At 67.6% G+C, this 26,648-nt stretch carries 15 protein-coding genes and 2 CRISPR repeat arrays; of the genes, 10 read left to right on the top strand and 5 right to left on the bottom strand.

From position 1 onward, the window contains the following. Positions 1–921 precede the first annotated feature (921 nt). The 5 genes from cas3 to AB0C46_RS25220 all read right to left on the bottom strand — a co-directional run bounded on the left by cas3 (position 922) and on the right by AB0C46_RS25220 (position 7,431). The gene (gene cas3 / locus AB0C46_RS25200; RefSeq protein ID WP_362830462.1) at positions 922–3,297 is read right to left on the bottom strand and encodes a CRISPR-associated helicase Cas3'; all 2,376 of its coding nucleotides are present in this window, start codon (positions 3,295–3,297) and stop codon (positions 922–924) included. A gap of 90 nt (positions 3,298–3,387) precedes the next feature. Further along, positions 3,388–4,044, bottom strand: coding sequence for a CRISPR-associated protein Cas5 (gene cas5, locus AB0C46_RS25205; RefSeq protein ID WP_362830464.1), 657 nt, complete (start codon positions 4,042–4,044; stop codon positions 3,388–3,390). Further along, positions 4,041–5,084 (bottom strand): type I-B CRISPR-associated protein Cas7/Cst2/DevR, encoded by a 1,044-nt coding sequence (cas7i, locus tag AB0C46_RS25210; RefSeq protein WP_362830465.1) that lies wholly within the window; start codon positions 5,082–5,084, stop codon positions 4,041–4,043. The genes cas5 and cas7i overlap by 4 nt, the downstream gene beginning before the upstream one ends. A gap of 122 nt (positions 5,085–5,206) precedes the next feature. Then, positions 5,207–6,694, bottom strand: a complete 1,488-nt coding sequence (locus tag AB0C46_RS25215; protein WP_362830467.1) for a hypothetical protein — start codon at positions 6,692–6,694, stop codon at positions 5,207–5,209. Further along, positions 6,691–7,431: a CRISPR-associated endoribonuclease Cas6 gene (locus tag AB0C46_RS25220; RefSeq protein WP_362830469.1), complete on the bottom strand. Its 741-nt coding sequence runs from the start codon at positions 7,429–7,431 to the stop codon at positions 6,691–6,693. Before AB0C46_RS25220 ends, AB0C46_RS25215 begins: the two co-directional genes overlap by 4 nt. A gap of 359 nt (positions 7,432–7,790) precedes the next feature. Next, positions 7,791–8,942: a CRISPR direct-repeat array (repeat unit 30 nt; unit sequence GTCCTCATCGCCCCTGGGAGGGGTACCAAC). 2,945 nt (positions 8,943–11,887) lie between these two features. On the opposite strand from AB0C46_RS25220, the gene istA reads away from it, so the two are divergent. The 10 genes from istA to AB0C46_RS25270 all read left to right on the top strand — a co-directional run bounded on the left by istA (position 11,888) and on the right by AB0C46_RS25270 (position 26,613). Continuing rightward, entirely contained in the window at positions 11,888–13,525 is a 1,638-nt protein-coding gene (gene istA, locus AB0C46_RS25225) for an IS21 family transposase (RefSeq protein WP_362830575.1), read from the top strand. Next, on the top strand, positions 13,522–14,319 hold the full coding sequence (gene istB / locus AB0C46_RS25230; RefSeq protein WP_362830471.1) for an IS21-like element helper ATPase IstB: 798 nt from the start codon (positions 13,522–13,524) through the stop codon (positions 14,317–14,319). Before istA ends, istB begins: the two co-directional genes overlap by 4 nt. A 244-nt stretch (positions 14,320–14,563) precedes the next feature. Beyond that, a complete protein-coding gene (locus tag AB0C46_RS25235) occupies positions 14,564–15,499 on the top strand; it encodes a CPBP family intramembrane glutamic endopeptidase (protein ID WP_362830473.1) in 936 nt (311 codons plus the stop codon). Between the two features lie 934 nt (positions 15,500–16,433). Then, positions 16,434–17,123: direct repeats of the CRISPR family, unit length 30 nt; unit sequence GTCCTCATCGCCCCTGGGAGGGGTACCAAC. Positions 17,124–17,303: 180 nt separating this feature from the next. Then, entirely contained in the window at positions 17,304–17,426 is a 123-nt protein-coding gene (locus AB0C46_RS25240; protein WP_362830474.1) for a hypothetical protein, read from the top strand. A gap of 57 nt (positions 17,427–17,483) precedes the next feature. Further along, positions 17,484–17,762 (top strand): hypothetical protein, encoded by a 279-nt coding sequence (locus tag AB0C46_RS25245; RefSeq protein ID WP_362830476.1) that lies wholly within the window; start codon positions 17,484–17,486, stop codon positions 17,760–17,762. Between the two features lie 170 nt (positions 17,763–17,932). Beyond that, a complete protein-coding gene (gene eccD, locus AB0C46_RS25250; protein ID WP_362830477.1) occupies positions 17,933–19,288 on the top strand; it encodes a type VII secretion integral membrane protein EccD in 1,356 nt (451 codons plus the stop codon). Between the two features lie 53 nt (positions 19,289–19,341). Then, positions 19,342–20,571, top strand: a complete 1,230-nt coding sequence (locus AB0C46_RS25255; RefSeq protein WP_362830478.1) for a MinD/ParA family protein — start codon at positions 19,342–19,344, stop codon at positions 20,569–20,571. 36 nt (positions 20,572–20,607) lie between these two features. Next, positions 20,608–24,579, top strand: coding sequence for a type VII secretion protein EccCa (gene eccCa, locus AB0C46_RS25260; RefSeq protein WP_362830479.1), 3,972 nt, complete (start codon positions 20,608–20,610; stop codon positions 24,577–24,579). A gap of 82 nt (positions 24,580–24,661) precedes the next feature. Then, entirely contained in the window at positions 24,662–26,080 is a 1,419-nt protein-coding gene (locus tag AB0C46_RS25265; RefSeq protein ID WP_362830481.1) for a DUF6177 family protein, read from the top strand. A gap of 200 nt (positions 26,081–26,280) precedes the next feature. Beyond that, entirely contained in the window at positions 26,281–26,613 is a 333-nt protein-coding gene (locus AB0C46_RS25270; protein ID WP_093649033.1) for a hypothetical protein, read from the top strand. The last annotated feature ends 35 nt before the right edge of the window (positions 26,614–26,648 follow it).

Here is a 26,648-nt window from a genome sequence, read left to right on the forward strand (position 1 = left end):
GCGATGAGGACACCCTGACAAGTACAGGGCGGCATACGCCTACGAGATGTTGATACCCCTCGCAGGGGCGATGAGGACGATTGAGTTCGGAGCGAGTGAAGTCGTCAGCGACAGTTGATACCCCTCATAGGGGCGATGAGGACACGGGCGTCAGCTGTCCGGTGGACGGCGTGGCGGTGGGGTTGATACCCCTCGCAGGGGCGATGAGGACCACCACGAACCACCCCGCTTCAGCGGCGCAGCATCAGGTTGATACCCCTTGCAGGGGCGATGAGGACCAGCCGCTGTACGGCTCTTGGGAGGACATGCACGTGTTGATACCCCTCGCAGGGGCGATGAGGACCTCACCCACGCCGCAGCGGGCCTGGACCTCCCCGAGTTGATGCCCCTCGCAGGGGCGATGAGGACGAACGACCGCCCCAGCTTCGTCACCTGCTACCTGACGTTGATACCCCAGCAGGGCGATGAGGACCGCCGCACCCCCGCCGTCCCGGATGCGGACCATAAGGGTTGATACCCCTCGCATGGGCGATGAGGACCAGCAACAGCGGCGCCGGCCACGGTGGCGGCGGCTCGTTGATACCCGCGCAGGGGCGATGAGGACCCGTACTGAGTCGCGCGAGAGCTACCGGGCGCACTGGTTGATATCCCTCGCAGGGGCGATGAGGACGCTGGACTGCCGGGCACGTGCGGGTGCTGGAGGCCGCGTTGATACCCCTCGCAGGGGCGATGAGGGCCGGGGCAAGGCTGTGCAGGGAGGGAGCTCTCGCAGTCTCGGAGAGATGCCAACGTTCTTCCGTTTGGCGGTAGCCCCTCTACGGGGCGATAAGAGGTGTGGAGTTCTCAAGTAACGTCCGCTTACAAGCGGTTGATGCTGTAGTTCATGGTCTCATGCGGCGGAGTTGTGGTCTGAGGCCGGGCCTATGTGAGCTGGTCGAGCTGGTATCCGGTAGCGCCGCCGGGGTTGTGGATTGCCTTGAGGCCGTCGGTGTCGCTGTATGCGCCCCGGATGACGTGGACCTTGAGGTCTGTGTTGTAGGCGGCTTTCGCGGCTCCCCAGTGTGGGAGGGGGATGAGGTATTCGGATGCGAGGAGCTGGCCGGAGATTCTTGGTTTGCCGTTGGCGTCTACGTCCTGGTGGAGGGCTTCCTTGTACTTCTTGAGGTCGTCTTCCATGACTGCTTCGAGGCCGTCAAACATTTCGTCGAATCGTTCTTCGAGCTGGTCGCGGGCGTCGAAGGGGCGTTTGAAGGTGAGGAAGGCGCGGTGGAAGTCGTCGCGGTGGCGGAGGACTTCTTGGCGCCATGTGTGGCCCCAGTTGGTGTTGTAGATGCGGTTGAGCCAGTGGGTGATGTCGTTTTCGTCGATTTCGTTGCCTGCGTTTTCGTTGAGGATTGTCCAGGCTTCGGATACGGGGGCGTGGGGGTAGATGCCGTCGCAGTAGAGGCCGGGTTGACCGCGGCGTTGCTTGAAGCGGGGTGTGTGGATGATGACGGGTGCTGCTTCGCGGGCGCGGATGCGGTTGATGCGGCCGAAGCGTTGGGCGAGGGCTTCGAGGTCGGCGCAGGCCGTGAAGAGGACGTCGAAGTCGACGTCGAGGCTGACTTCGACGACTTGGGTGGCGACGACGAAGCCGCCCTTGCGGGTCTTGTTCCTTGTCTGCTCGGTGCCGTAACGGTCGGTGATGGCTTTTTCGACGGTGCCGCGGTGGCCGCGCTTGTAGCGGGAGTGCAGGAGAGTTCCGTCGTGGTCGGGGAGGGCGGCGGTGAGGTTGTCGTAGATCTCTTGGGCGTGGGCGACGTTGTTGGCGATGACGAGGACGGATTCGCCGGCGCGGATGCGGTGGGTGATTTCGGTGAGGGCGGCGGGGTCGGTGATGTGGTGGTTGCGGGTTTCGATGCGGTGGCGGGGTTGTTGGGTGCTGTCGGAGTCGTCGTCGCAGGTGACGTCGCCGGTGAAGGTGTCGGTGATGAGGGTGGTGAGGGCGTCGGGCATGGTGGCGGACAGGACGGCGATGCGTCCGCCGAGTTCTTCGAGGGTTTGCATCATGGCGAGGATGTAGCCGAGGCGTTTGGTGTCGTAGGCGTGGAGTTCGTCGAAGACGAAGACGGAGTTGGCTACGTCGATGAGCCGGGAGGAGTAGGCGGCTCCGACGAGTGCGGCGCGCAGGAGTTGGTAGGGAGTGGTGATGCGGATGGTTTCTTTGAAGAGTTTGGTGGCGGCTTTGCGGTGGGTGGCGTCTCGGGCGGCTTGGACGCGGGTGGTTTCGTCGTCGTCGGGACAGCAGAACTGCTGGAGCCAGTAGTCGCCGGCGCGGGAGTGGTCGGGGCCGACGAGCCCGTCGCGGCCGAGCTTTTTGGTGGTGCGGGTGGTCATGGCGTTGATGCTGGCGAGGTAGGGCAGGGTGTAGAAGACGCGGGGGATGCCACGGCCTTCTGCTTGGAGGAGGGCTGCCTGCTGGCAGCACCAGAGCCAGGAGGCTTCGGTTTTTCCGCTGCCGGTGCGTGCGCGAAGGACCAGGTGGTTGGAGGTTTTCGCTGCGCGCTCCTGGTGGGGTTTGAGGGGGAAGGCTTCCCTGATGGTGCGGGCGAAGTCGGCGTTCATGGGCTGGGCCATGTTGAGGGTGCCGTGGGCTGAGGCGAGGTGGTCGGCGTAGGTGACGGCGCCTTGAAGGAGGACGGCGGTAAGGCCGGTGGCGGGGCTTGTGCGACGGCGCCAAGCGGCGAGGAAGGCCGTGAATTCGGTGTGCGCGGTGGCGCAATAGCTGCGGCCTGGGGTGGGAGCGCTGGTGGGCAAGCCGCGGTGGGTGGCGGTTTCGTGGAGCCAGTGGGCGAGCTGTTCGGCCACAGCGGCGGAGAAGGGTTCGAAGCGGTCGCGCCATTCGGTGAGGTCGGTGCCCTGGTAGAGCGTGGCGAGGGTGGCCTTGTGTGCGTTTTCTCCGGTGAGGGCGCGGTGGTGGGTGGCGATGCCGACGGCGGCCCATGTGCGGTGGGTGGAGTCGGGGATGAGGTGGAGGTACCCGAGGGAGAGCACTTCGTGTCGTTCAGCCCAGAAGTAGCCCTTTTCGGCTAGTTGGCGCTGGAACTCGCAGTTGATCTTGCCGCAGTCGTGGAACAGGCAGGCCAGACGCGTGATGGTCCAGAAGTCGGGGAGGACGGTGTGGGCGGCGTCGATGCGGCCGGTGCGCTGCTCGATGAGGGCCGCGCTTTTCTCGGTGAGGTCGAGATGCGTGGTGAGTCGTTCGGGGGGCCGGTTTCCGCGGGCGCTCTTTGCGTTGATGTCGCGGAGGTCTGTCATATCAGGCTCCATGCGGCGTGGGGCTTGGGCAGCAAGGGCGGTGCCAGGCACGTGGGTTGGTGTGTCTGGCGCCACCCTTGCTGCATCACGTCAGACGGATTCGGCGGTGGCCGGATGGGTGGGTGGCAGGAGGGCTACGGCTTGTCCGGTGGGGGTGCTGTAGCTGTTGGGGACGGTGGCGGTGGTGTGTCCGGTGGGGTCGTAGCGGTAGGAGCCCCAGAGGGTGCGGCCTCGGTCGAGGGTGATCGCGGTCGGCACGCGCAGGCTGGTTCCGCCGGCGGCCGGGTGGTCGGTGATCAGGGCGCCGTGTTGTTCACCGGGGGTGGTGGTGAGGGTGGTGCGGCGGGTGGTGAGGGCTGCGAGGTCTTGGGAGCGGCCCAGGCGCATGGGCCACACGGGGCGGCGCAGGCGGTGTTCCCATTGGTCGAGGTTGTCGAGGATCCAGATCGTCAGGGTGGTGAAGGCGAGGAATTCGCGGTTCTGGGGTCCGTAGTTTCCGGGTTTCCGGGCTGTGGGCAGGGGGTGGTAGGTCTCCAGGTCGGTGCCGCGCCCTTCGGCGTGGAAGGCGGCGGCGAACCGGAAGTCGTGGGGGATTTTGTCCCAGCTGCCGGCAGCGGCTGCGAGCATGCCGCCGATGGTGGAGGGCGGCGGGCAGGGGAGGGTGACCTGTACGCCGGTGTAGAGGGGATTGCGGAAGGAGGCGACCGGCGCGGTGATGGTTGCTTCGAGGGCTTCGATGCCGGTCACTCGGCGTCCTGGAACCAGTCGTCGTGCTGCTTGTCGGTGATCTCGTCGGCGAGGGTGGTCAAGATGGTGCGGGGGTGGCCGATGGTGACGCGGTCGTTGCCGGCGAAGTGGGTGATGGCCTTCTCGCGCTGGTCGGCGAGGAAGCCGGGGGCCCATCCGATGCGGACGGGGCCATCGAGCTGGTCTTCCCAGGCAGTGATTTCGGCTTCGAGGGTGGTGGTGGCGAACGTGACCTTGCCGAGCTGGTTCTGGAGCAGCCGGGTGAAGGGGTTGTTGCCGCCCTTCATGGGGGCCAGGACGAGGAAGGCGGGGGTGCGGTCGCCGTAGTGGGCGTTGTGCTTGGCGCCGCCCTGGATGGTGGCGAGGGAGCGGAGGATGAGCGCAGTGCGGCGGCGGCGCTCCTCGATGGGGAGGGCGAGTGCGGCGGTGCCGCGCAGGGTGGTCTCGGTGGCGCCGGCTTCCTTGGCTTCCTGCGCGGCCGTCTTGCCGAGGGCGACCTTCAGGCCGCCGCCGTCGGTCTCGAAGACACCGACGCGGGGCAGGTCGAGGAGGACGTCGCCGGCGCAGACGGCGGTGTAGAACTCGTGCTGGTGGATGACGGGGTTATCGCCGGCGTCGAAGCCGCGGGTCATGGTGCCGAAGTCCATGGTGGGGGTGTTGGGGACGACGGCGACGAAGGTGCCGGTGGCGAGGACGGTGTCGCGCTGGCAGGTTTCGGGGAGGGCGGGGTCCTTCTTCCGCTCGCTGTCCTTGAGGGCGACCATGTAGCCGAAGAGGTCGTCGTCCAGGTACTTGTCGGGCCGGCCCTGGGTGAATGCCTGCTGCTTTTGTCCGGATCCGGTGCGGAAGACGCGGGAGCGGGGCTCGGAGGCGGGGACGCTGTCGCGCAGCCAGCGGCGTACGGCCTGGGGTGCGAGATAGGGGTAGACGTCGCGGCCAACGCGCATTTGCTTGACGCGGCCCTTTTGGTCTTCGCCTTCGCCGTTGTTGGGGGCGCCGGCGTTGATGTCGAACGCGATCTTGCCTGCGAGGTACGTCACTTGGTGGTCTCCTTCGTGATCAGGTTGATGCCGGTGGCTTGGGTGTTGAGGGCGCCGCGCACGGTGGTGCTCGGGCGTGCGTGTCCGCTTACCGGGTAGAGGCGCCTGCGGGGCCGGGGTGGCTATACGGCGGCCGGGTCGGCTTCGGTGCCGTCGAGGACGGCGATGTCCTTGGCGGTGATGGTGTCGGGGTCGAAGTCTTGGGCGGCTTTCTCGGCGTCGCGAGGGCGCCATCCGCGTTGGAAGAGGGCGGAGATGGTGCAGGCGAGGAGGTATTCGCGGTAGTACCAGGAGTAGGAGTCGGGGGCGGGGCTGAAGAGGATCTCGAAGCCGCGGCTGGTGACGAGTTCGGACTCGTCGGTGGGACGGTCGAGGATCCAGGTGATGCCGTGGCGCTGTAGCCAGGCGCGCAGGCGGGCGCTGTTGCCGCGCTGGAAGAGGGTGTAGAAGCCGGTGAGCTTGCCGCCGGGGTCGTCTTCGGTGAACAGCAGGGCGATGCGGGCCGCGGTGTCGCGGATCTCCTGGAGGTCCGTTTCGTTCATTTTGAGTACCTCGTGCAGGTAGGTGGTGAGGAGGTTGACCGCGGGGGTCGCTTCGCGTGTCGGACCCTCGAGAGCCGTTGAGCGGCCCACGATGTAGCTGGTCAGACGCCGCGGGATGGTCCAGGGGCGGTGGAAGCAAGCCCAGGCGAGGTTCTCCACACCGGAGGTGGTGGTGGCGTTGCCCTTCTTCCCGCCGCTCTTGCTGGCGGGTTCGGGGGTGGTGAAAGCCCGGACGAGAGTGGGGAATCCATCCCGGTGCGCGTTCCTACGGGAGGACTTCCGCAGCCATTCCGCCAAGGGCTGGTCGACGGCGTAAGTGTCCAGCGCCTGACCCTTGTTGTTGTTATTGAAGATGACCAGTTCGATACCAGCCGTGGTTTCGTGGTCATAGCGGCGCAGCGTCTGGAGGGCGAGGGTCTCGACCTTGGTGCGACTGGCCCTCTTCCCGGTGATCATGAGCATCTCGTTGCGGGAGACCTGAAGGTCAACGGCTTCCGCGAGAAAGTCGCTGTCCCAGGTATGGAGGGCCTCGGTGCGCCCTCCGGTGAGGTAGCAGCCGTAGGGGGCCGCGTAGAAGCAGCAAATGCACGGCCAGCACAGGGCGGTGCCGGCATGTCCGCGGGGAGTGGTGTTGCGGTAGTCCACGGATGCCGCAAGCATCATGTCCGCTTTGCCATAGAAGCCCACGGCTTGATGTCCGCACAGGGCACAGGCGGCGTCAGGCCACGTGTCTGATGGGGGCATCGTGCGCCAGGCGCGGACCTTCTCGGTGACGGTCTCATCGTCGCGCTTGGCGTTGGCCGGGTGGTTCATGTCGCTGTTCGGCCACAGGCTGTGCGAGCACTTGAGGAGGAAGCCGTTCTCGGCCTGCCCGTCGCGCAGCAGCGCTGCGGTGACAGCGGCGTCCATGAGCCGGCTCATGACTTCTTGGAAGAGTGGGCTGGTGACCATTGCGGGGGTCTCGACGTCGGCGAAGGACGCGATGACATGGGCACCGATACGGGCGAGGGGGTGAGGGGTGTCGCGGAGGGTGTACTGGCCGTCGGTGTCGGACGTGGTGGTGGTCATGCGGCCACCCATCCGAAGCCCGAGGCGGTTGATCCGCCGATACCTGTGGACCACAGCGCCTGAAGCGCAGCTGGTGGCCCGCTGACCTCTACCTCGATGGGCGCGCCGAGCTTCTTGCCCCAGTGGCCGTGGCCGGTGACGGCGAAGGACCGCTTCGGTCCGATCCAGGTGATTCCTTCGAGCTGGACATCGCTGCCGTGGCCGAAGGTTTCGCACTTGCGGCGGATGCTGTGCTGCAACGCCACGTCGAAACCGGGCTCGCCGGGCAGGAGTTGCTTTCCGCGGATGACGCGGCCTTCGGTGGTACGGGTGGCTTCCGCCTTGACGGTGATGGGGTTGATGGTGCGGAACCGCCCGCGGCCGGAGGCGAATGCAGGAGGGTCGACGATGGTCGTCTTCTCCACCTTCAGCGCGGTGCCGCCCCAGTCCAGGATGGGGATGGTGGTGAAGTCCTTCGCGAGTGCGGTGATGATCTCCGGGATTGGGCTGCCGAACTCCACGGTGCCGGTTCCGCCGACGACGTACTTGCCTTCTTGACGCTTGGTAGTGGGGAAGGTTGGCGCGGAGTGGCCGAACGGTGCAATGCCGTGTGGACCCCATCCGTTGGCGTGGATGGTGGCGCCGAGTTGGGGGTCCTGGCGTTCCAGGGCCTCGTAGAACACGCTGCGTCCGGGTGCCTGGACCTGGTCCCAGGGGATCTCCCGGGCCCGGGTGCTGATGGTGACGCGTAGGCGCATGCTTCTTCCCTCCTTTCTGCTGGTCAGCGGGCGCACGTGTGCCCGCGCAGGCTGGCGATGTCGGTCCGAGATTTACGAAATAGTGCGGTTCGAGGCGGTATGTCTATCACACTGAAATGCCTTACGGGTGACCTGAGTTGATGGTCTACCAGCGACCACTGACAATCGATCAGAAGTGATCGTTGAGCGCCAAAAGGGATCCATAATGGGCGCACTGGGGCGCTGTCGATCGAGTGGGATAGCGTCTACGGAAGCCGCGTCGGGCAAACGTCCGGAAGCGCATGACGACTTGAAAACCTCACACCATTCATCGCCCCGTATCAGGGGCAGCAACACGTGGTGGTCTACCGGCAGGGCGGCTCCTCATCGCCCGTCGGAGGGGTGCCAACATCAGCGGCGACAGTCGGGAGCCGCAGATCACTACAGTTCTCGTCGCCCCTGGAGGGGTACCAACTGGCTGGACTGGAAGGTGATCGCCGGCACCTTGAGAGGCCCTCATCGCCCCTGGGAGGGGTACCAACCTTGACGTACACCCAGCGCGGCCCCGCCGCAGTCCGAGTCCTCATAGCCCCTCGGAGGGGTACCAACCCGTTGGTCACGGCGCGGGCCTCCCCCCACAGCCAGTGTCCTCATCGCCTTTCGGAGGGGTACCAACACGGGGTGCCCGTGCAGCACAAGCTGACGGTGCTGCCGTCCTCGTCGCCCCTCGGAGTGATACCAACGCGAACACCCGGTCCACCTCCACCCCGGCCGGGCGTCCTCATCACCCCTGGGAGGGGTACCAACGGGTTGCGGGTGTCGGTGTCGACGATCAGTACCGCCTGTCGTCATTGCCCCTGGGAGGGGTACCAACACGAGGAAGCCGCGGAGCTGGGAGACCAGATCGGGTCCTCATCGCCCTTGGGAGGGGTACCAACAAGAAGTCGAAGGTGAAGATCGAGGGCGGCACCTTCGTCCTCATCGCCCCTGGGAGGGGTACCAACGAGCAGATGGCCTGGGCTTCGGCTCGGGTCACGCGCCGTCCTCATCGCCCCTGGGAGGGGCACCAACACGAACAACGACCAGTTGCCGGCCTTGAGCACGGCGGTCCTCATCGCCCCTGGGAGGGGTAACAACGGGATGAGGGGTATTCCGAGCTGCCCGGCGAGCTCGGGTCCTCATCGCCCCTGGGAGGGGTACCAACCTGAGCGTCACCGAGCGGGTGTACGTGCGCCGCAAGTCCTCATCGCCCCTGGGAGGGGTACCAACACGGCGCGGTCCCACACGCCGCCGCGGACGTTGATGGTCCTCATCGCCCCTGGGAGGGGTACCAACATCATGTCGGCGGCCTGGAGCGCGACGGCCGCGTAGTCCTCATCGCCCCTGGGAGGGGTACCAACCTGAACTGGATCGTCGGCTGCCCGCAGGAGTGTGGGTGTCCTCATTGCCCCTCGGAGGGACACCAACCGAGAGGCCACGGACTGCGACGGGTCTGCGGCGGGCATCCTCATGGACCTCGGAGGGATACCAACGCCTTGAGGGTGTCGACGGCCTGGTAGACCCAGGGCGTCCTCATCGCCCCTGGGAGTACCAACGCGGAGCAGGGGAAGGCGTAGCCCATGCCGGCGGCGGTCCTCATCGCCCTGGGAGGGGTACCAACAGGTAGGTCAGGTAGACCACCGCGTCGATGCCGGAGGTCCTCATTGTCCCTGGGAGGGGTACCAACGTGGGGCCGGAGCATGAGAAGGGGCCATTACACTCGCGTCCTCATCGCCCCTGGGAGGGGTACCAACGCGGTCTTCACGGGTGTGCTCCTGGTGGTGTCGGTCGTCCTCATCGCCCTGGGGAGGGGTACCAACAGGGTGACGCCGAGGCGGACGTTGCCGCGGGAGGCCGTCCTCATCGCCCCCGGGAGGGGTACCAACAGGGACTGGCACCAGCCGTAGCGACGCAGGACCGCGAGTCCTCATCGCCCCTGGGAGGGGTACCAACATGGGCGTCGACTTCTTCCCGGTGTGGGTGCGCTGGTCCTTATCGCCCCTGGGAGGGGTACCAACGTGAGGCTGTCGCCGAATCCCATGAATCGGCAGCCCGCCCTTATCGCCCCTGGGAGGGGTACCAACATGGTGGAGCGACCGGTTTGCCCGGCCCGCTTGTCGCGTCCTCATCGCCCCTGGCAAGGGGTACCAATATGCGTACGCCGGTGCCGCCGCGGGAGAGCCAGCGGGTCCTCATTGCCCCTGGGAGGGGTACCAACCTGTGCGTGGACTTCACGTACGAGGCACCGTGCCAGTCCTCATCGCCCCTGGGAGGGGTACCAACATGTCCGGGAGTCCGGCGGCGACGCGCTGCGCTGAGGTCCTCATCGCCCCTGGGAGGGGTACCAACACGTAGTTGTAGGCGCCGCGCACCGATTCGCTGAGGTCCTCATCGCCCTGGGAGGGGTACCAACAGGCGCAGCCAGGCTGTGCGTCCGGTGGCGGTGGTGATTCTCATTGCCCCTGAGAGGGGTACCAACAGCGTGTGCACCGTGAGGGTGTCGCGCCAGGGCAGCGTCCTCATCGCCCCCGGGAGGGGTACCAACGGTGTTGCTGGCCGCGGCCGTCGCAGTGCATGCAGCGTGTCCTCATCGCCGCTCGGAGGGGTACCAACAGCGCTACCGGGCCAAGGTGCACGACCGTGGCCCGTCCTCATCGACCCTCGGCGGGGTATCAACTGGACGGACGGGAATCGAACCCGCGACCACCCCCGCGTCCTCATCGCCCTCGGAGGGGTACCAACCGGAAGCGCCGGACCTCTTCGAGCGTGTGGACGCCGGCTCCTCATTGCCCCTGGAAGGGGTACCAAAGCGACGATGACGTACTCGGCGACACCGAGCGAGCGGCGTCCTCATCGCACCTCGGAGGGGTACCAACGTAAGCCGGCGCATCCTCGGGTCATCAGTCGTGCCGGTCCTCGTCGCCCCTGGGAGGGGTACCAACGAGAGATCGGCGACCTCGTGGTCGACGACGTACGTCCTCATCGCCCCTCGGAGGGGTACCAACACGATGGACGGGGGAGAGGGGTACCACTAGGCGTCGGTCCTCATTGGCCCTCGGAGGGGTACCAACAGCTTGTCGCAGGCGTTGCGCCAGCCGCCGGCTACGGCCGTCCCTATCGCCCTTGGGAGCGGTACCAACTCGACGAGCGAGTGGCAGGGGCCGACCGTGCGTCCCTGGTCCTCATCGCCCCTGGAGGGGTACCAACGCGGGTGTCTGGACCTCGCGGACGGACGCGTTGATCGTCCTCATCGCCCTAGGAGGGGTACCAACTTCCAACCCAGCGTCCCGGCGATGGCGTCGGTGACCGGTCCTCATCGTCCCTGAGAGGGGTACCAACAGCACTGCCGTGTAGGCCGCGGCACCCGGCCAACCGGGGTCGTCATCGCCCCTGGGAGGGGTACCAACAGAACGACGAGCGCCAGGCCGCTGAGGCGGACGACCAGGTCCTCATCGCCCTTGGAGGGGTACCACACGACCCCAACCGCCGTCCGGCCGAAGCCCCGGCTCCGTCCTCATCGTTCCTCGGAGGGGTACCAACGGCGAGTACGAGCAGTCGATCCGGGGACTGCTACTCGGGTCTCACCGCCCCTCGGAGGGTTACGAACTTGGTGGTGCGGGCGTTGACGCCGCGGGTGGTCGTGGTCCTTATCGCCCCTCGGAGGGGTACCAACGGGGTGTGGTTGAGGTGGGCGGTGGTGAGCCTGAATCCTCCTCATGGCCCCTTGGAGGGGTGCCAACGTCTGGACGGTCATCTTGTAGACGGTGCCGACGATCGTCCTCATCGCCCCTGCTAGGGGTGCCAACTAGCAGTCGGAGCAGACGTAGAAGGCTCACCATCCGGTCCTCATAGCCCCTGAGAGGGGTACCAACATCAGCACGTAGCCGCCCCACACCGAGTTGTCGGCGGGTCCTCATCGCCCCTGCGAAGGGGTACCAACACGAGAAGATGGCCTATGGACGATCCGCGTCGTCCTCATCGCCCCCGGCGAGGGGTGCCAACAAGACGGCCTGCGGGTAGTGCGCGGACGGCGCCTGGAGTCCTCATTGCCCCTGCGAGGGGTACCAACTAGATGGTGCCGGGCAGACCGATGGAGTAGGGGCGCGTCTTGATCACCCCTGGGAGGGGTACCAACGCGCACCAGTGGCTGCCAGCGAAGTCGAGGCCGCCCTCATCGCCCTTGGGAGGGGTACCAACGCGGATATCCCGGTGGACCAACTCGATATCGCCACGGTCCTCATTGCCCCTGGGGGGACCAACACCGCGCGATGCTGCAGCGGTGGGTGGCTCTATTCACGAGTAGTGCCGTCAGTTGTTCACGGGTTTGGGAGGCACCCAGATCCACGGTCGGGTGATGTTCACGAGTTTTGACAGCGCTGGGGTACTTGCCAGGGCAGCATCGGGGTGCTCCTGGTGAAAGGTCCTGGTCATGCCGCAGATGTCCAAGGTCGAGCTGTACGCGGCGATCCGGCGTGATCACCGTGCCGGCATGAAGATGCGCGAGCTTGAGCGTAAGTACAACGTGTCGTGGCGGACGGTCAAGAAGGCCGTGGACTCGGTCTGGCCGGAGCCTCGGAAGAAGCTGCCGCCGCGGCCGACTGCGCTGGATCCGTACAAGCAGGTGATCGACGAGATGCTGCGGACGGACCTCGACGCGCCGCGAAAGCAGCGGCACACGATTACGCGGATCTTCCACCGGCTCATCGAGGAGCATGGCGCCGATGTGTCCTACCAGATGGTCCGGCGCTACGTCTCCGACCGGAAGCCGGAGATCCTCGCCGCCTCGGGCAAAGCCCCTGGGGAAGCGTTCGTGCCGCAGACCCACCTGCCCGGCCACGAGGCAGAGGTCGACTTCGGCGACGTGACCGTGCGCCTGGCAGGCGAGCTGGTGACCTGCTATTTGTTCTCGCTCCGCCTGTCCTACTCGGGCAAAGCCGTCCACCGCGTGTTCGCCTCCTGCGGCCAGGAAGCCTTCTTCGAAGGACACGTGCACGCGCTTCGCACGCTGGGCGGTGTCCCGCGAAGCAAGATCCGCTACGACAACCTGAAGTCAGCCGTCGCCCAGGTGCTGGGGCTGAACCGGGCCCGGGTGGAGACCGACCGGTGGATCGCCTTCCGCTCGCACTTCAACATCGAGAGCTTCTACTGCCGCCCCGGAATCGAAGGCGCCCACGAAAAGGGCGGAGTCGAAGGAATGATCGGCTACTTCCGCCGCAATCACTTCACTCCGGTCCCGGAAGTCGACTCCCTCGCCGAGCTGAACGAGATGGTCGACCAGTGGGACCTGCACGACGGACACCGGAGGATCGGTTCGCGGCCGCGAACCGTCGACGAGTACTTCGCCATCGAGCAGCCGCTGCTGATGCCGCTGCCGGAGGAGCCGTTCGAGACAGGTCGGTTGTTCACGCCGCGAGTCGACCGCTACAGCCAGATCGCCGTCCGCACCAACCGCTACTCGGTCCCGACCCGCCTGATCGGCAAGCGGGTGCGCGCCGTCCTGCACGCCTCCCACCTGGTCGTTTACGACAGGAACGTCGAGGTGGCCCGCCACGAGAGGCTAATTGCGAAGGGCAGCTGCCGCCTGGACCTGGACCACTATCTCGAAGCCCTCATCCGTAAGCCGGGCGCCTTCCCTGGTGCCACGGCCCTGGAACAGGCCCGGTCAGCAGGCAAGTTCACCCCGGTCCACGACGCGTGGTGGGCCCAGGCCCGCAAGGTCCACGGCGAGCGGGACGGCACCCGGGCGTTGATCGAAGTCCTGCTGCTGAACCGGCACCTCGCCCACGAGCATGTGGTCGCGGGCCTGGCCACCGCGCTGCGGGCCGGCGCCCTGACCGCCGACGCCGTTGCCCTGGAAGCCCGCAAGGCCGCCCAGACGGAGGACGAGCCGACTATTGGCGCATCCATCCCGGCGCTTTCTGGGGAGACGCCGGCCACCGTCACGTCCCTGCACGAGTGGCGGCTCGCACACCTGCCGCCGGACACCAGACCTCTGCCATCGGTGACCCCCTATGACCAACTGCTCCGACGCCGCCGCACCAGCGGCAGCGACCACCGTGAGGGAGAAGCACAGTGACCCTGCCCCGCCAGCGAGGCTTGACCGAGCAGGCCGCCGACGCCGCGATCGACACCGCCTGCCGCCTGCTGCGGCTGCCCTCGATCCGCAACGAGTTCAACGAGATCGCCGACCGGGCGATCAAGGACCAGATGACCTACCGCGGCTTCCTCGCCGAACTGCTGATGACCGAGTGCGACGACCGAGCACGACGTCGTTCGGAACGACGGATCAAAGCAGCCGGTTTCCCGCGGGAGAAGTCTCTGCGGGCCTTTGACTTCGACGCCAACCCGAACATCGACGCAGCCACCGTCCACACCCTCGCCAGCTGCGAATGGATCAAGAAGAGCCAGCCGCTCTGCCTGATCGGCGACTCCGGCACCGGCAAGTCACACATGCTCATCGCCCTGGGCACCGAGGCCGCGATGAAGGGCTACCGCGTCCGCTACACGCTCGCCACGAAGCTGGTGAACGAGCTGGTCGAGGCTGCCGACGAGAAGCAGCTGAACAAGACCATCGCCCGCTACGGCCGCGTCGATCTCCTTTGCATCGACGAGCTCGGCTACATGGAACTGGACCGCCGAGGCGCCGAACTCCTCTTCCAGGTCCTGACCGAGCGTGAGGAGAAGAACAGCGTCGCGATCGCTTCCAACGAGTCCTTTGGCGGATGGACCAAGACCTTCACCGATCCTCGCCTCTGCGCGGCCATCGTCGACCGCCTCACCTTCAACGGCACGATCATCGAGACCGGCACCGACTCCTACCGCCTCGCCAGCACCCGGGCCCGAGCCGAAGAGCCTGCCGCGGCCAGCTGACTCTTGCGGGCCGTCCATGCGCTGACGTATTTCTCCTGAACATGGTCGAGTCCATCGACATCCGGCATCGCGCGGTGCTGCGCCGATGAAGCGGACCGTCCGTTGGGCGGAGCGTAGGGCGTAAGTGGTGTTGTCCCGCTGCCTGGTGGTGCTGGATGGAGCTCGTTCTGTAGGGGCACCTGCAGGCTGGGGGTGGGGACAGCCGCATTCTCTACCCCTGGTGTGTGCTCATAGCGTCAGTGCCATGACAACTTCCATGGGGGTGCCGGCGTCATTACCTCGGCGTCGCGGACTGTTGGTGTTTTTGGGCGTGGCCTATGTGGGCATGTGGGTGGCCATGTCGCCGCTCCTGGCCGGTGGATTCCGACGTGATGACGGTCGGGCGGAGACCGGTGGGCTGGAGCAGGTGTGCATCGCGGCGGCGATGTTCGCACCAGCTCTCGCCGCGATCCTTGTGATCCGGTTTGTCGAGCGCGCCGGTCGTCTACGCGACGTCCTCGCCCTGCGGTGGCCGGCGTCCTGGGGCCGCGCTGTGCGGGCGTGTTCGCTGGGCATTGCTGTCCCCGCCGGCCTTACCGTCATCGCTCTCTTCATTGGTGATGCGGCCGGCGTCTACTCCTGGGGTGAGGTGCACTGGAGCGAACTCGGCACATGGGCAACGGGGATGCTGGTGCAGCTGCTGATGTCTCTGCCGCTGTTCTTCGGCGAGGAACTGGGCTGGCAGGGATACCTGTTTCCCCGCCTGGCACAAGACGGATCGCCCGTGCGCCTGCGGGTGGCCTATCTGGCTACCGGCATCGCGTTCGCGCTGTGGCATCTGCCCACACTGCTGATGGGCGGGCAGTATCCGGGACAGCCCTGGTACGTGTCCCTGCCCGCGATGCTGGTGAGCTGTACCCTCGCGCTGCCGATCTTTACCTGGCTGCGACTGCGCTCGGGCTCGGTGGTCCCCGCGGTCATCGGCCATGCGTTCGTGAGCACGGTCAGCGTGAGCATGGTCAAGGAATTCGCCGCACGGGACATAACGCTGGATCCCCTGCACATGGGGCTCTTCGGCTGGCCTGGCTGGATCGCCATGGGTGCATTCGTCGCGTTCCTCGCCCTGACAGGGCGGCTCCGGGTACCGCCAGACCTCACGAACCACAGCTACTCCCGAAAGGTCCCGGCGTCCACACGCTGATGAACCGGCTCAGCGAACTGAGCACGCTCGTGTGTACTTCATCGAGCACCCGTACGGACACGCCAGCAACGAGCGGTGGGGCGCCCCGTTCCAACGCGTTGCCGTCATTTCTCGTGAACATTCGCGAGCCCACTGAATGCCAACTGCTGCCGAAACTCATCGACAAACGCTGCTGCTGAAAGTGGACGAAGCCAGGTGGGCGGCCGGCGACGTCCTCCTCACCCCTGGGAGGGGTGCCAACTCGTACCTGAGCCGCTGCGGCCGCCGGCCGACTGGCGTCCTCATCGCCCCTTGGAGGGGTAACAGCATCGCCTCGTACCACCAGAGCCGCAGGACGCCCGTCCTCATCGCCCCTTGGGGGGTACCAACGCGTCGGTGGGGAGGTAGAGGGCGGTGCAGGTGTCCGGTCCTCATCGACCCTCGGAGGGGTACCAACACCAGGACGGGAGGCAGGTGGAAGGGCCGGCCGTCGGGTCCTCGTCGTCCCTGAGATGGGTATGAACGCGCCCCGTCGACGTGGGGAGGCGGAGAAGGGCGCCGGTCCTCATCGTCCCCTGGAGGGGTACCAACCTGACGGAGACGGGGACGGTGTACCTCCGCATCCCCGCCCTCATCGCCCCCTCGGAGGGGTACCAACCCGTACTTCCGCGTGCGGATGTAGGCGAGCGGGGCTGTCCTCATCGACCCCGGAGGGGTACCAACGCGATGATGACGGCCATCGGCCACCCCGTGTGGTCGGGTCCTCATCGCGTCTCGGAGGGGTACCAACAACGCGTGGTGCTCTCCCTCCGCCTCGCGATCGACGCGTCCTCATCGCCCCTCGGATGGGTACCAACAGGCCATAGCCGCCCGCGTCGCTCGCCAGGAAGGCAGTCCCCATCGACCTTCGGAGGGGAACATGGCGCTCTTGAACTCGAGCGCTCCTGGGCTGACGGTCCTCATCGCCCCTGAGAGGGGTACCAACGTCAGAACGGGGGTTCGTCCGGCCAGGCCGGGACGGGTCCTCATCGCCCCTGGGAGGGGTACCAACGTTTGGTCCTGCCCGGAGTGCATGCCGGTCATCCGGTCCTCATCGCCCCTGGGAGGGGTACCAACATGGCCCAGGCGGGCAGTTCGAGCAGGGCGCCGACCTTGTCCTCATCGCCCCTGGGAGGGGTACCAACACACCGAGCGGCGGGACTGGACGCGGGGCTACTGGGGTCCTCATCGCCCCTGGGAGGGGTACCAACACGACGAGGAGTGGGCGGGGGGCGGCAGTCACGGCCGTCCTCATCGCCCCTGGGAGCGGTACCAACCAGGTGTGGCGGACGACGTGGCCCTCGGGGAGGGCGGTCCTCATCGCCCTGGGAGGGGTACCAACTTCAGGCGCACGGACACCGTGTGCTCTCGCCGCTTGGTCCTCATCGCCCCTGGGAGGGGTACCAACAGGAGCAGATCCTCGCCCGTCTCATAGGCCGCGAGCGTCCTCATCGCCCCTGGGAGGGGTACCAACAGGCGGTGCGGATGGATCCGCGTGCCTGGCCCGATGTCCTCATCGCCCCTGGAAGGGGTACCAACAGGCGGAGCCATTCAGCTCCCTGCCGCGCTGCCTGGTGTCCTCATCGCCCCTAGAAGGGGTACCAACACGTATACGTCTCTCACTGGCCCTCACCTCCGCCCCCTCCGGAGGCAGGGGCGGTGTTGCGTTGCGGCGCCACGCGGCTTCCGATTGGGCTGATCCACTCCTGAGCTCTTGACGACCCTGGGGTGCGCTGCCAACTCACCCATGCTTTATGTTGCAGAGGCACCGTCTGAGGGAGTTCGAATGCCGCTGGCAGAGCAGTTGCAGTTCCAGTTGATGGCCTTGATCCAGGTCGAGACCATCGGGCGCGCCACGCATGCTGCGCAGCGGGACGATGCGGGGCGCCCCTACGCCGAAGGCCGATGACCGATGGGTCATCGACAGTGACTGAGGCGACGGGCGACTGAGGCGACGGACGGCGAAATGGCGCGGGATTACGACAGTCAGCTGCTGGAGTCGGTGGCGGTACGCCGACGCAGATTGCGGGATGCCCTGTTGTTCGGTGCGCAGCGGGGGCGGCGTACGGCGGACGAGCGGCTCGGGAAGGTCTTTGCGGGGATCGCTATCACGGCCGTCCTGTGCGCGGGGTGTGTGGGGTGGTCGTTCCTTCAGCACACGCTGGCGCAGCAGAAGGCCGAGCAGGAGAAGCAGCAGCGCCAGGTGCAGCAGTACGAGCAGCCGACGAAGCCGGCGAAATCCTAGAAGTCCACAGATCAGATTCGGACAGCTTTGCAGCATTCCCGGGAAACACGCGCCGAGCTCCCCGTGATGGGAGAAGGGTTGCCTGACGCGGGGCCGCGTGGAAGTCAGCAGCAGGGCATGTCCAGTTTGGCCCGAGAGTTCGTCAACGCCGCGATGATAGGTTCCGGTAAGTGGTGAGTAGAGCAACGACTTCCCGGGCGCAACTGAGCCGAGTGACTTTGGTTGGTGAGCGACGCCGGGCGGACATCGTCCTGCTGTCTGACACGCCGATTGGGCAGCTGATTCCGGATGTTCTGCAGTTGCTGGGTGATCGGCCTGCGTCGGGGCCGATGGCACGGCAGTTGATTACGTCCGATGGCTCCGTTCTGCCGCATGAGAGCACGCTGGCGTCGGCCGGGGTTGCCGACGGCGCTGTGCTCCGGCTTGTCAGGACGCACTCTGCGCCGCCCGCTCCCGTGGTGCATGACGTCACCGATCAGGTGGCTGATGACCTCGACCTGTGGGCTTGGCGATGGCGTCCTGCCGCGCGTCGGGCCAGCGCGGGTGTGGCGACCGTCGCCTTTGCGGTGATCGCTGCACTGCTCGCCCGCCGTGAGTTGGCGCTCGGCGCCCTGGTCGGTGCTCTGTCAGCTGTCACGCTCGTGCTCCTGGCGGCTGGTGCGCTTGTCGCCAAGGTCGGGCGGGGAAACCGGGGTCTGGCGACCGCGCTTCTGGTCGCCTCCGGTGGGCTTGGCGTTCTCGCCGCGTGGACGGCCGCTGATGCGTACGGCTGGCCGGGCACCGCGCGGCTCGCCGCCGTCGCGGGCGCGCTGATCCTGACGCTTGGCTTCCTTGGTTATTTCTCGCCGCTGGGCAAGGGCGGGCTCGTTGGCGCCGCGACGACCGCCACGATCGCCGTTGCGTGGGAGGCGGTTGCCGCTGTTCAGGGTGATCCGGCCCGGCTCGGCGCTGTCATGGCTGTCTTCTCTCTGGTGCTGCTCGGTCTGCTGCCGCGGCTGGCCCTGATGGCGTCGGGGCTCACCGCGCTTGACGACCGCCGCTCGGGCGGTGTTTCTGTCAGTCGTCACCAGGTGGGTACGGCGCTGGCGGCGACGCACCGCGGCCTTGCCCTGTCGACGACTGTCACTGCGGTTTCGGCAGCCTCGGCCGGCTGGCTGCTCACCCTGGCCGAGGAACCGTCCGTGTGGACCGTGGCGCTGGCCTCGCTCGTCGTCGTGGTGCTTGTGTCGAGGGCGCGGGCTTTCCCGCTGGTCGCCGAGGTTGTTGCGCTCTTCGCTGCCGCATCCTGTCTCGTCGTGCGCCTGGTGGTGTTGTGGATGGAGCATGCGGGAGGCGCCGGGCCGCTGGCTGTGTTGTGCGTGGCTGCGGTGCTGCCGCTGGTCGTTTTGGCGGTGCAGGTGCCCGAGCATGTGCAGGTACGGCTGCGGCGCATGGGCGATCTGGTCGAGTCCGTTGGCATGGTGGGGCTTTTCCCGTTCGCCTTCGGTGTGTTCGGTGTGTACGGGCAGCTGCTCAACCAGTTCTGAGTCGATGTGCAGGTGCTCCGGGCGGGGCGGCAAGGTAGGGGAGGAGGACAGGCATGCCGAACGGAGACGGCTGGCAGGGTGATGTGCTGCGCGACCTGAGGGGCGGTGCCCCGGGCCCCTCCGGGCAGGCGTACGGCGCTCCCGCTCCGGGGCCGGGTCTCCCCGCGCCGAGCGCCCAGGCGCCGAACGTTGCCCATGGAGGTGGTGAGCCCCGGCAGGCCGGCTATCCGTACCCGGGGCAGGAGCAGCAGGCGGGCCATCAGGGCGGCGGGCCGCAGCAGGCCGGCTACCCATACCAGGAACAGAATCGGCAGGCACCGGCCGCGTACATCCCAGGCTCCCAACCCCACAACGTCCCCGGCTCCCGGCCCGTCGTGGACGCGGGCCTGGCCAGCGCCGTACGCCGCAAGCCGCAGCACGGCGAGTCCTTCGCCGCCCGTGCTGCACGCGCCCTGCGCCGCACGCTCTCCTCGTCAGCCGCGCGCGAGGTCGCCGAGATCACCCGCACTGCCCAGGTGCTCCAGCAGCCTGTGACGACCGGCCGGCAGATTGCCGTCACGTCCATCCGGGGCGGATCCGGCAAGTCGACCGTCGCCGCGCTGCTGGGCACCACGTACGCGCACTACCGGCAGGACCCGGTCCTCTTCCTAGAGGCCGACCCGGCGCTCGGCTCGCTGCCGCTGCGGCTCGGTGCCAAGTCGTGTCGCTGGACGACCAGCGATATCGCGGACATCGTCAAACCGAACATGTCACTGCTCGACGTCACCGGCTATCTCGTCCAACTCCCCAACAACGCCTGGCTGCTGCCCGCGAGCCAGGGCCAGATCGGCGTGATGCTGGACAGCCAGGCATACGAGCGGGCTGTGGTGGCGCTGCGACGCTACTTCGGTGTGATGGTCATCGACTGCGAGACGCTGCCCGCCGAAGTCGGCCGGGTCGCCCTCGCCGCTGCCCACGGCCGTGTTCTGACCGCGCCCGCTACGCCAGAAGGCATCAGCAGTACGTATTCGGTGCTCCAGTGGATGCAGGGGCTGCCCCGGCATGTGATTGCCGGCACGGTCGTCGTGCTCACCGAATTGGTGCCCCACTCAGGACTCGACCTCGACGAGGCCGTCCAGAAGATCAAGTCCACCGGGGCGAGCGTCCAGGTCCTGCCGTATGACCGGCACTTGGCAGCCGGCGGCCCGGTCCATACCGAGTTGCTGGCTCACCCGACTAGGGAAGCCGCCGCCCGCCTCGCCGCGGACGTCTTCCAGCTCTCCCTCTCCCAGCAGCGTCACTGACCAGATGCCGAGCCCGATCGTGAATGACGGACGACGATGAGTACCCGACTGATCCACCGCCCGGCCAGGACCACCCGCCCCCCGGCCGCCTCCACCGCACGCATCATCGAGGCCCCGCCCAACCTCCCCGAGGGGAAGGCGGGCAATATCGCGATGTCGCTGCTGCCCGTCGCGGGTGTCATGTCGTCCGTGGTGATGATGACGGTCGTGCGCAACAGTCAGTTCGCCGGGCTGGGCGCGATCATCCTCGTCGTCACCGTCATCGGCTCGGTCGCGCTGGTCTTCTCGCAGCGTGGCAAGGCCCAGCGGACCCGACGCACCCAGCGCGAGGCGTATCTCGCGTACCTGGAGGATCTGCGCGAGGAGCTCTCCGCCGAGGAGCGCCAGAGGCGCGAGCATGCCGACGTCCTCAATCCGCCGCCGCCTGCCCTGTACGACATCGTGCGCGATCCGGCTCGCCTGTGGGAGCGCCGCCGCGTCGACGGTGACTTCCTGCGGGTACGGGTCGGCACGGGCGAGATGCCCGTACGCGATTTGCAGATCGCTCAGCAGGGCTCGTCGGTCCTCACCCCGCCCGACCGCTTCATGCTCAACGAGGCGTCGGCGCTGATGGCCCGCTTCCGCACCGGCACCGAACTCCCCCTCACCGTCCCGCTCGACCGCGTCGGCAACGTCAGCGTCATCGGCCCCCGCGAGGACTGCCTCCGCGTCGCGCGCGCCTTGCTCGTCCACACCGCCGCCCTGCACGCCCCCGACGACGTGGCGATGGCGCTCGCCGTGCCCGGGGACCGGCTCGCCGACTGGGAGTGGGCCAAGTGGATGCCGCATCTGCTCGATGGCGAGCAGTACGACGGCCCCGTCGCCGCTCGCCGTATCGTCCCCTCCGTCCTCCAGCTCGCCCGGCAGCTTGGCGCCGAACTGCGGCGCCGAGCCTCCTATGCGGCCGAGGTGCGCCGCGGGCTGTCCGGCAACGATGCCCTGTCCATGACGTCCCGGCTGCTCGTCGTCGCCGACGGACACGGCCAGGACGCCGTTGACCTGCCGCGTCCCGACGAGGCGGTCGGCCTGCGAGAGATGGGCGTCACCGTCCTGCATCTACTGGAGCAGCGCGTCCAGGAGCCGGGGCATGTCGGTGTCCGGATCACCGTCGATGGCGATGAGGTGGTCATCGAGGACCTGCGCGAGCAGGAGCCGGTCAGCGCCCACGGCACCGTGGACGAGGCCAGCATCCCGTTCGCCGAGGGCCTGGCCCGGATGCTGGCGCCACTGCGCCTGTCCGCCGAATCGCTCACCGACGCCCCCCTGACCGGGCCCGTCGACTTCGCCGAGCTGCTCGGTGTCGACGACGTAGCGCAACTCGACCTCTCGCACCTGTGGGCGCCGCGCGGCGAACGTGCCTTCCTGCGCGTACCGATCGGCATCAACGACTCCCATGAGCCGGTGCTGTTGGATCTGAAGGAGTCCTCGGAGCTCGGGATGGGCCCGCACGGTCTGTGTGTCGGCGCCACCGGCTCGGGGAAGTCGGAGCTCCTGCGCACCATTGTTCTCGCCCTGGTGGCCACACACCCGCCTGAGGATCTCGCGCTGGTCCTGGTCGACTACAAGGGTGGTGCGACCTTCGCGCCGTTCGCCGACCTGCCGCACGTCGCTGGCGTCATCACCAACCTGGAGAACCAGGCCGGCCTGGTCGAGCGCGTCCACGCCTCGCTCGCCGGCGAGGTCAAGCGCCGCCAGCAGGTCCTCAAGGACGCGGGCAACGTCGCCGACATCGGTGACTATGCCGCGCTGCGCGCCAGTCGTCGGCCCGATCTGGAGGCGCTGCCGCACCTGTTCGTCGTCATCGACGAGTTCGGTGAACTGCTCACCGCTAAGCCGGATTTCATCGACCTGTTTCTGTCCATAGGCCGCATCGGCCGCTCGATCGGCGTGCACCTGCTGCTGTCCAGCCAGCGGATCGAGGGCGGCCATCTCAAGGGCCTGGACACCTACCTCTCGTACCGGCTCGGCCTGCGCACTTTCTCCGCCGACGAATCCCGTACGGTTCTGGACACCGCGGACGCTTTCCATCTGCCGCCGCTGCCGGGATTCGGCTACCTCAAGGTCGACACCAGCCACTACGACCGTTTCAAGGCGAGCTATGTCTCGGGCGCCTACCGCGGCCCCGTACAGCGCGAGAACGACGAGGACACCGGGCCCCTCGCCCTTCCCTACGACACCTTCAACACCCTTTCTGAGGAGGATGCGGACGCGCAGGAGCCGACGGTGCGGCGCCGCGAGATGGGGCCGACCGAGCTGGGCGTCATGGTCGAGCAACTGGCGAACGCCGCCGGTACAGTGCGCCGCATCTGGCTGCCCCCATTGCCCGACGCGATCACCCTGGACGCGGTCGCCGGACCGTTGGATGTCGGCACGCGCGGTGTGCAGCTCGCGGGGCGCCGCGGCCCACTGGAGGTACCGCTCGGTCTGCTCGACGATCCGGCCAGGCAGTGGCAGGGCCGTTGGTACCTGGACCTGACGGTGGCGGGTGGCCACGCCGCCGTCATCGGCGGCCCGCAGTCTGGCAAGACCACGCTTCTGCGGACCCTCGTCCTCTCACTCGCGCTGACCCACACCCCGCAGGAGGTCGGCATCTACGGCCTCGACCTCGTCGGCGGCGGCCTGGCGGCCGTGTCGGGCCTTCCTCACGTCGGGGGTGTCGCGGGTCGCGTCGACCGTGAGCGGGTGGCGCGCACCGTCGACGAGGTACGGCACATGCTCGCGGCTAGGGAGGACCTCTTCCGCGAGCACGGCATCGACTCCGTCGAGCAGCTGCGCGACCTGCACGCGGCGGGCCGGCTGCCACAGCTGGCCTCCGCCGAGATCGTGCTCGTCATCGACGGCTTCGGGGCGCTGCGCGACGACTTCGAAGAGCTGGAGGACGCCGTCGCCGACATCCTTCAACGCGGCGGCGGTTACGGCATCCACGTCGTGGCGGGCATGCTGCGCTGGAACGACGTGCGCATCGCCGTCCAGTCGAACTTCGGCACCCGCGTCGAGCTGCGGCTGAACGATCCCAGCGAGTCCAGCATTGACAGCAAGCTGGCAGTGACTCTTTCGCCCGACGAGCCCGGCCGCGTCCTGACCGCCGGCAAGCTCTTCGCGCAGGTCGCGCTTCCTCGGACGGACTCACTCGCCGATACCGCGGACCTGGGCGCGGTTCTGGAGCGTGCGGCCCGGACGATCCGCGCCACCTGGAGCGGTGAGGTGGCCCAGCCGGTGCGGGTGCTGCCGCACCTCCTGGAGCCCCACCTCCTGCCGGGCCCGGTCGCCGAACCCCAGCGGGTGCCCATCGGCCTGGACCAGACGGCCCTCGAACCCGCTCTGCTCGACCTGTTCCAGCATGACCAGCACCTGCTGATCATGGGCGACAGCGAGTGCGGCAAGACGAACCTCCTCAAGACCATCGCCGGCGGCCTCGTCGAGCGTTTCAGCGAGGACGAGCTGGTCTTCGCCGTCATGGACCCGCGGCGCAGTCTGCGCGGCGCGATCCCCGAAGAGTTCAACGGCGGATACGCGTACAACGCCAAGCTGTGCGCGGGCCTCGCAGCCGGCATCGCCACCGAATTGGACAAGCGGCTGCCCGATGACAGCGCGCGCCTTGAGGACCTGGTGCCCGGCAGCTGGGGCGGCGGCCCGCGGATCGTGGTGCTCGTCGACGACTACGACGTCCTGACCACCGCCGGCCAGGAACCGCTGGCCCCCTTCCTCCCCTACGTCCCCTCCGCGGTCGACATCGGCCTGCACTTCGTCCTGACGCGCCGCGTCGCAGGCGCCTCACGCGGCATCTACGAACCCCTCGTCCAGGGCCTGCGCGAGTCCGGATCCTCCGCACTCCTCATGGCAGGCGACCGCGGCGAAGGCCAGCTCTTCCCCGGCGTCTACGCCTCCCAGCAGCCACCGGGCCGCGGCGTCCTGATCCGCAGAGGACAGCCCAACCGCCTGATCCAAACCGTGTACTCCCCCGCGTGACCTACAGGAGAGCTCTTCCGCCCACGCGGACCACGAGACATACGGCATCCATGCCCCGAACGACGAAGGACCGGACGACCCCATGACCAAGGACGTCATTGCCCTCACCCAGCGCATGCCCGACCCGTGGGCCATGCTCGCTGGCCTGCTCTCCGGGGGCCCCGACAAGCTGGTGGACACGGCGGGCGAGGGCGCCGTCGTGCGACTGTGCGACGAGGAGGGCCGACCGCTCGTCTCCGTCGAGGCACCGCTGCTCGTGCAGGTCGCCGGCGAGGCCGAACGGCTGCTCGGAGCCACCCCGCCGCCGCTTCCGTACTGGTGGACAGAGGCCCGCGCGACCACCGGTGTGGAAGAAGCCGAGCGGCTCGCGGGCACCTTCGCGGCACGACTGGCCGCTTTGGCCGACGGCTCCGCCTGGCCGCCTGAAGCCGCGCAGTCCCTGGCCGTGGTGAAGACCGACGGGGTGAGCGTGGCGCCCACGCCCGCCGCCGCGCAGCCCGCGGTCGACGTCCTCACCGACAAGGTCGCCGTCGTCATCCAGGACCGCCCGGTGGTCGCCATGACGGCCTGGCTCCAGGACGCGTTCCAGACAGCCGCCGGCGCAGAGCTGGGCCTCCAGGTCGTCACCCCGGCAGGAACCACGCTCTCCCCGGCCGTACGCGCCAGCCTGAGCAACTGGCCCTCACGCTGGGTCGTGCGCGATGAGCGGGACGGCTACTACGACGGACAGTCCGGAGCCGTCCTGCGCTGGCAGGACGGCATGTTCGCCCCCGTAGCGGCGGCCGACGCGACCGCTGACGACCCCCGCACCCCGGTGGCCGCCTCCTTCCAGGAGGTCACGGACACCGGTGAGCAGCAGCTGGCCATTACGTTCCGCACGGTCCATCCCGCGGACGAGCGTTTGGTCCTTGGCGGCGCGCTGGAGTCGATATGGCGCGAACTGGTCGGTGAGCCCCCGGCCGGTTGGGGAACGGCGGAACCCGCCAACCTTCCCTGGTCGCCGCGCCAGATGACCGACCTCGCCTATGAGAGGGCGCCGGAGCCGACCTGGTTCGTGGTCGTCGGCAGCCCGGAGCGGCCGGGCCTGGCCACGGTGCGCGTCAGCCGGACGAAGGCGGGCGTGGAGGAGTACGTCACGCTGATGTTCGGCTACGGCCCCGACGAGGAGCCGCCGGTGGACTCCCTGCCCAGGGCCGCGGAGGTGCTCGCCACCCGCCACCGCCTCTTGTCGATGCTCGTCCAGATCCGTAAAGCCCGCCGGGACCTGGCGGTGCCGCCCCGCTTCGAGGGGCCCGGTGTCCCACTCGCCTTCGTGCTCGGCACAGAGGAGGTCCGCCAGATGCCCGGCGACCGCGCCCGGCACACGCCGCTGGCCCAGCCGCCTGTCCCCCTCGGCCCGAAGGCCCGCCCTGCGATGTACTACCCGTTTCCTGGGGACCCGTTGGACCTGTCGGGCTGGCAGGACTTCGAGCGACTGGTGCGGCATCTGAAAGGCGAGTGAGAGCACCTGGACCGGCTGGGCCTGCGCGTGGACCTCCCTACCGATCACGGTGCAGGCATGGGCAGGAGGGTGGGCTTCTGGCTGTTTTGAGCCGTTGTCAGACCTTGGGCATAGCATCGGAGTTGCGGATTGCACCAATGACTTCGCAGTTGATAGGCATGACCGTACATACGATCGTCAAGTCTGGTGGGGGGAGTCCGATGAAGTTCGACATGGGGGCGCAGACGCTCTCGACCCTGAGGTCGAAGTCGCAGGGGTCTGGCACGGAGCTGGGGACGTTGATCCGTCAGCTTGTGCAGGCCGCTCAGCCGTTGGAGGGCAAGTTCAACGGGTCGGGCAAGGCGGCGTTCGACTCGTTCAAGTCGCGCGCAGACGAGATCACGGCATCGTTGAACAGTGCGCTGGCCGCGATTGTGGGCGGACAGTCGGGCATGGAGACGGCATTCGGCTCGGGCGACCAGGAGCAGGCTGACAACGCCCGGTCGCAGATGTCGGCGGCGAACTTCGACGCGGCCCGCTTCTCGGGCCGCTGACAGCCCCGCTTGCGACAGATGAACTCAGATCTTCA

It is taken from the genome of Streptomyces sp. NPDC048637 (assembly GCF_040650675.1).
Classification (GTDB): Bacteria; Actinomycetota; Actinomycetes; order Streptomycetales; family Streptomycetaceae; genus Streptomyces.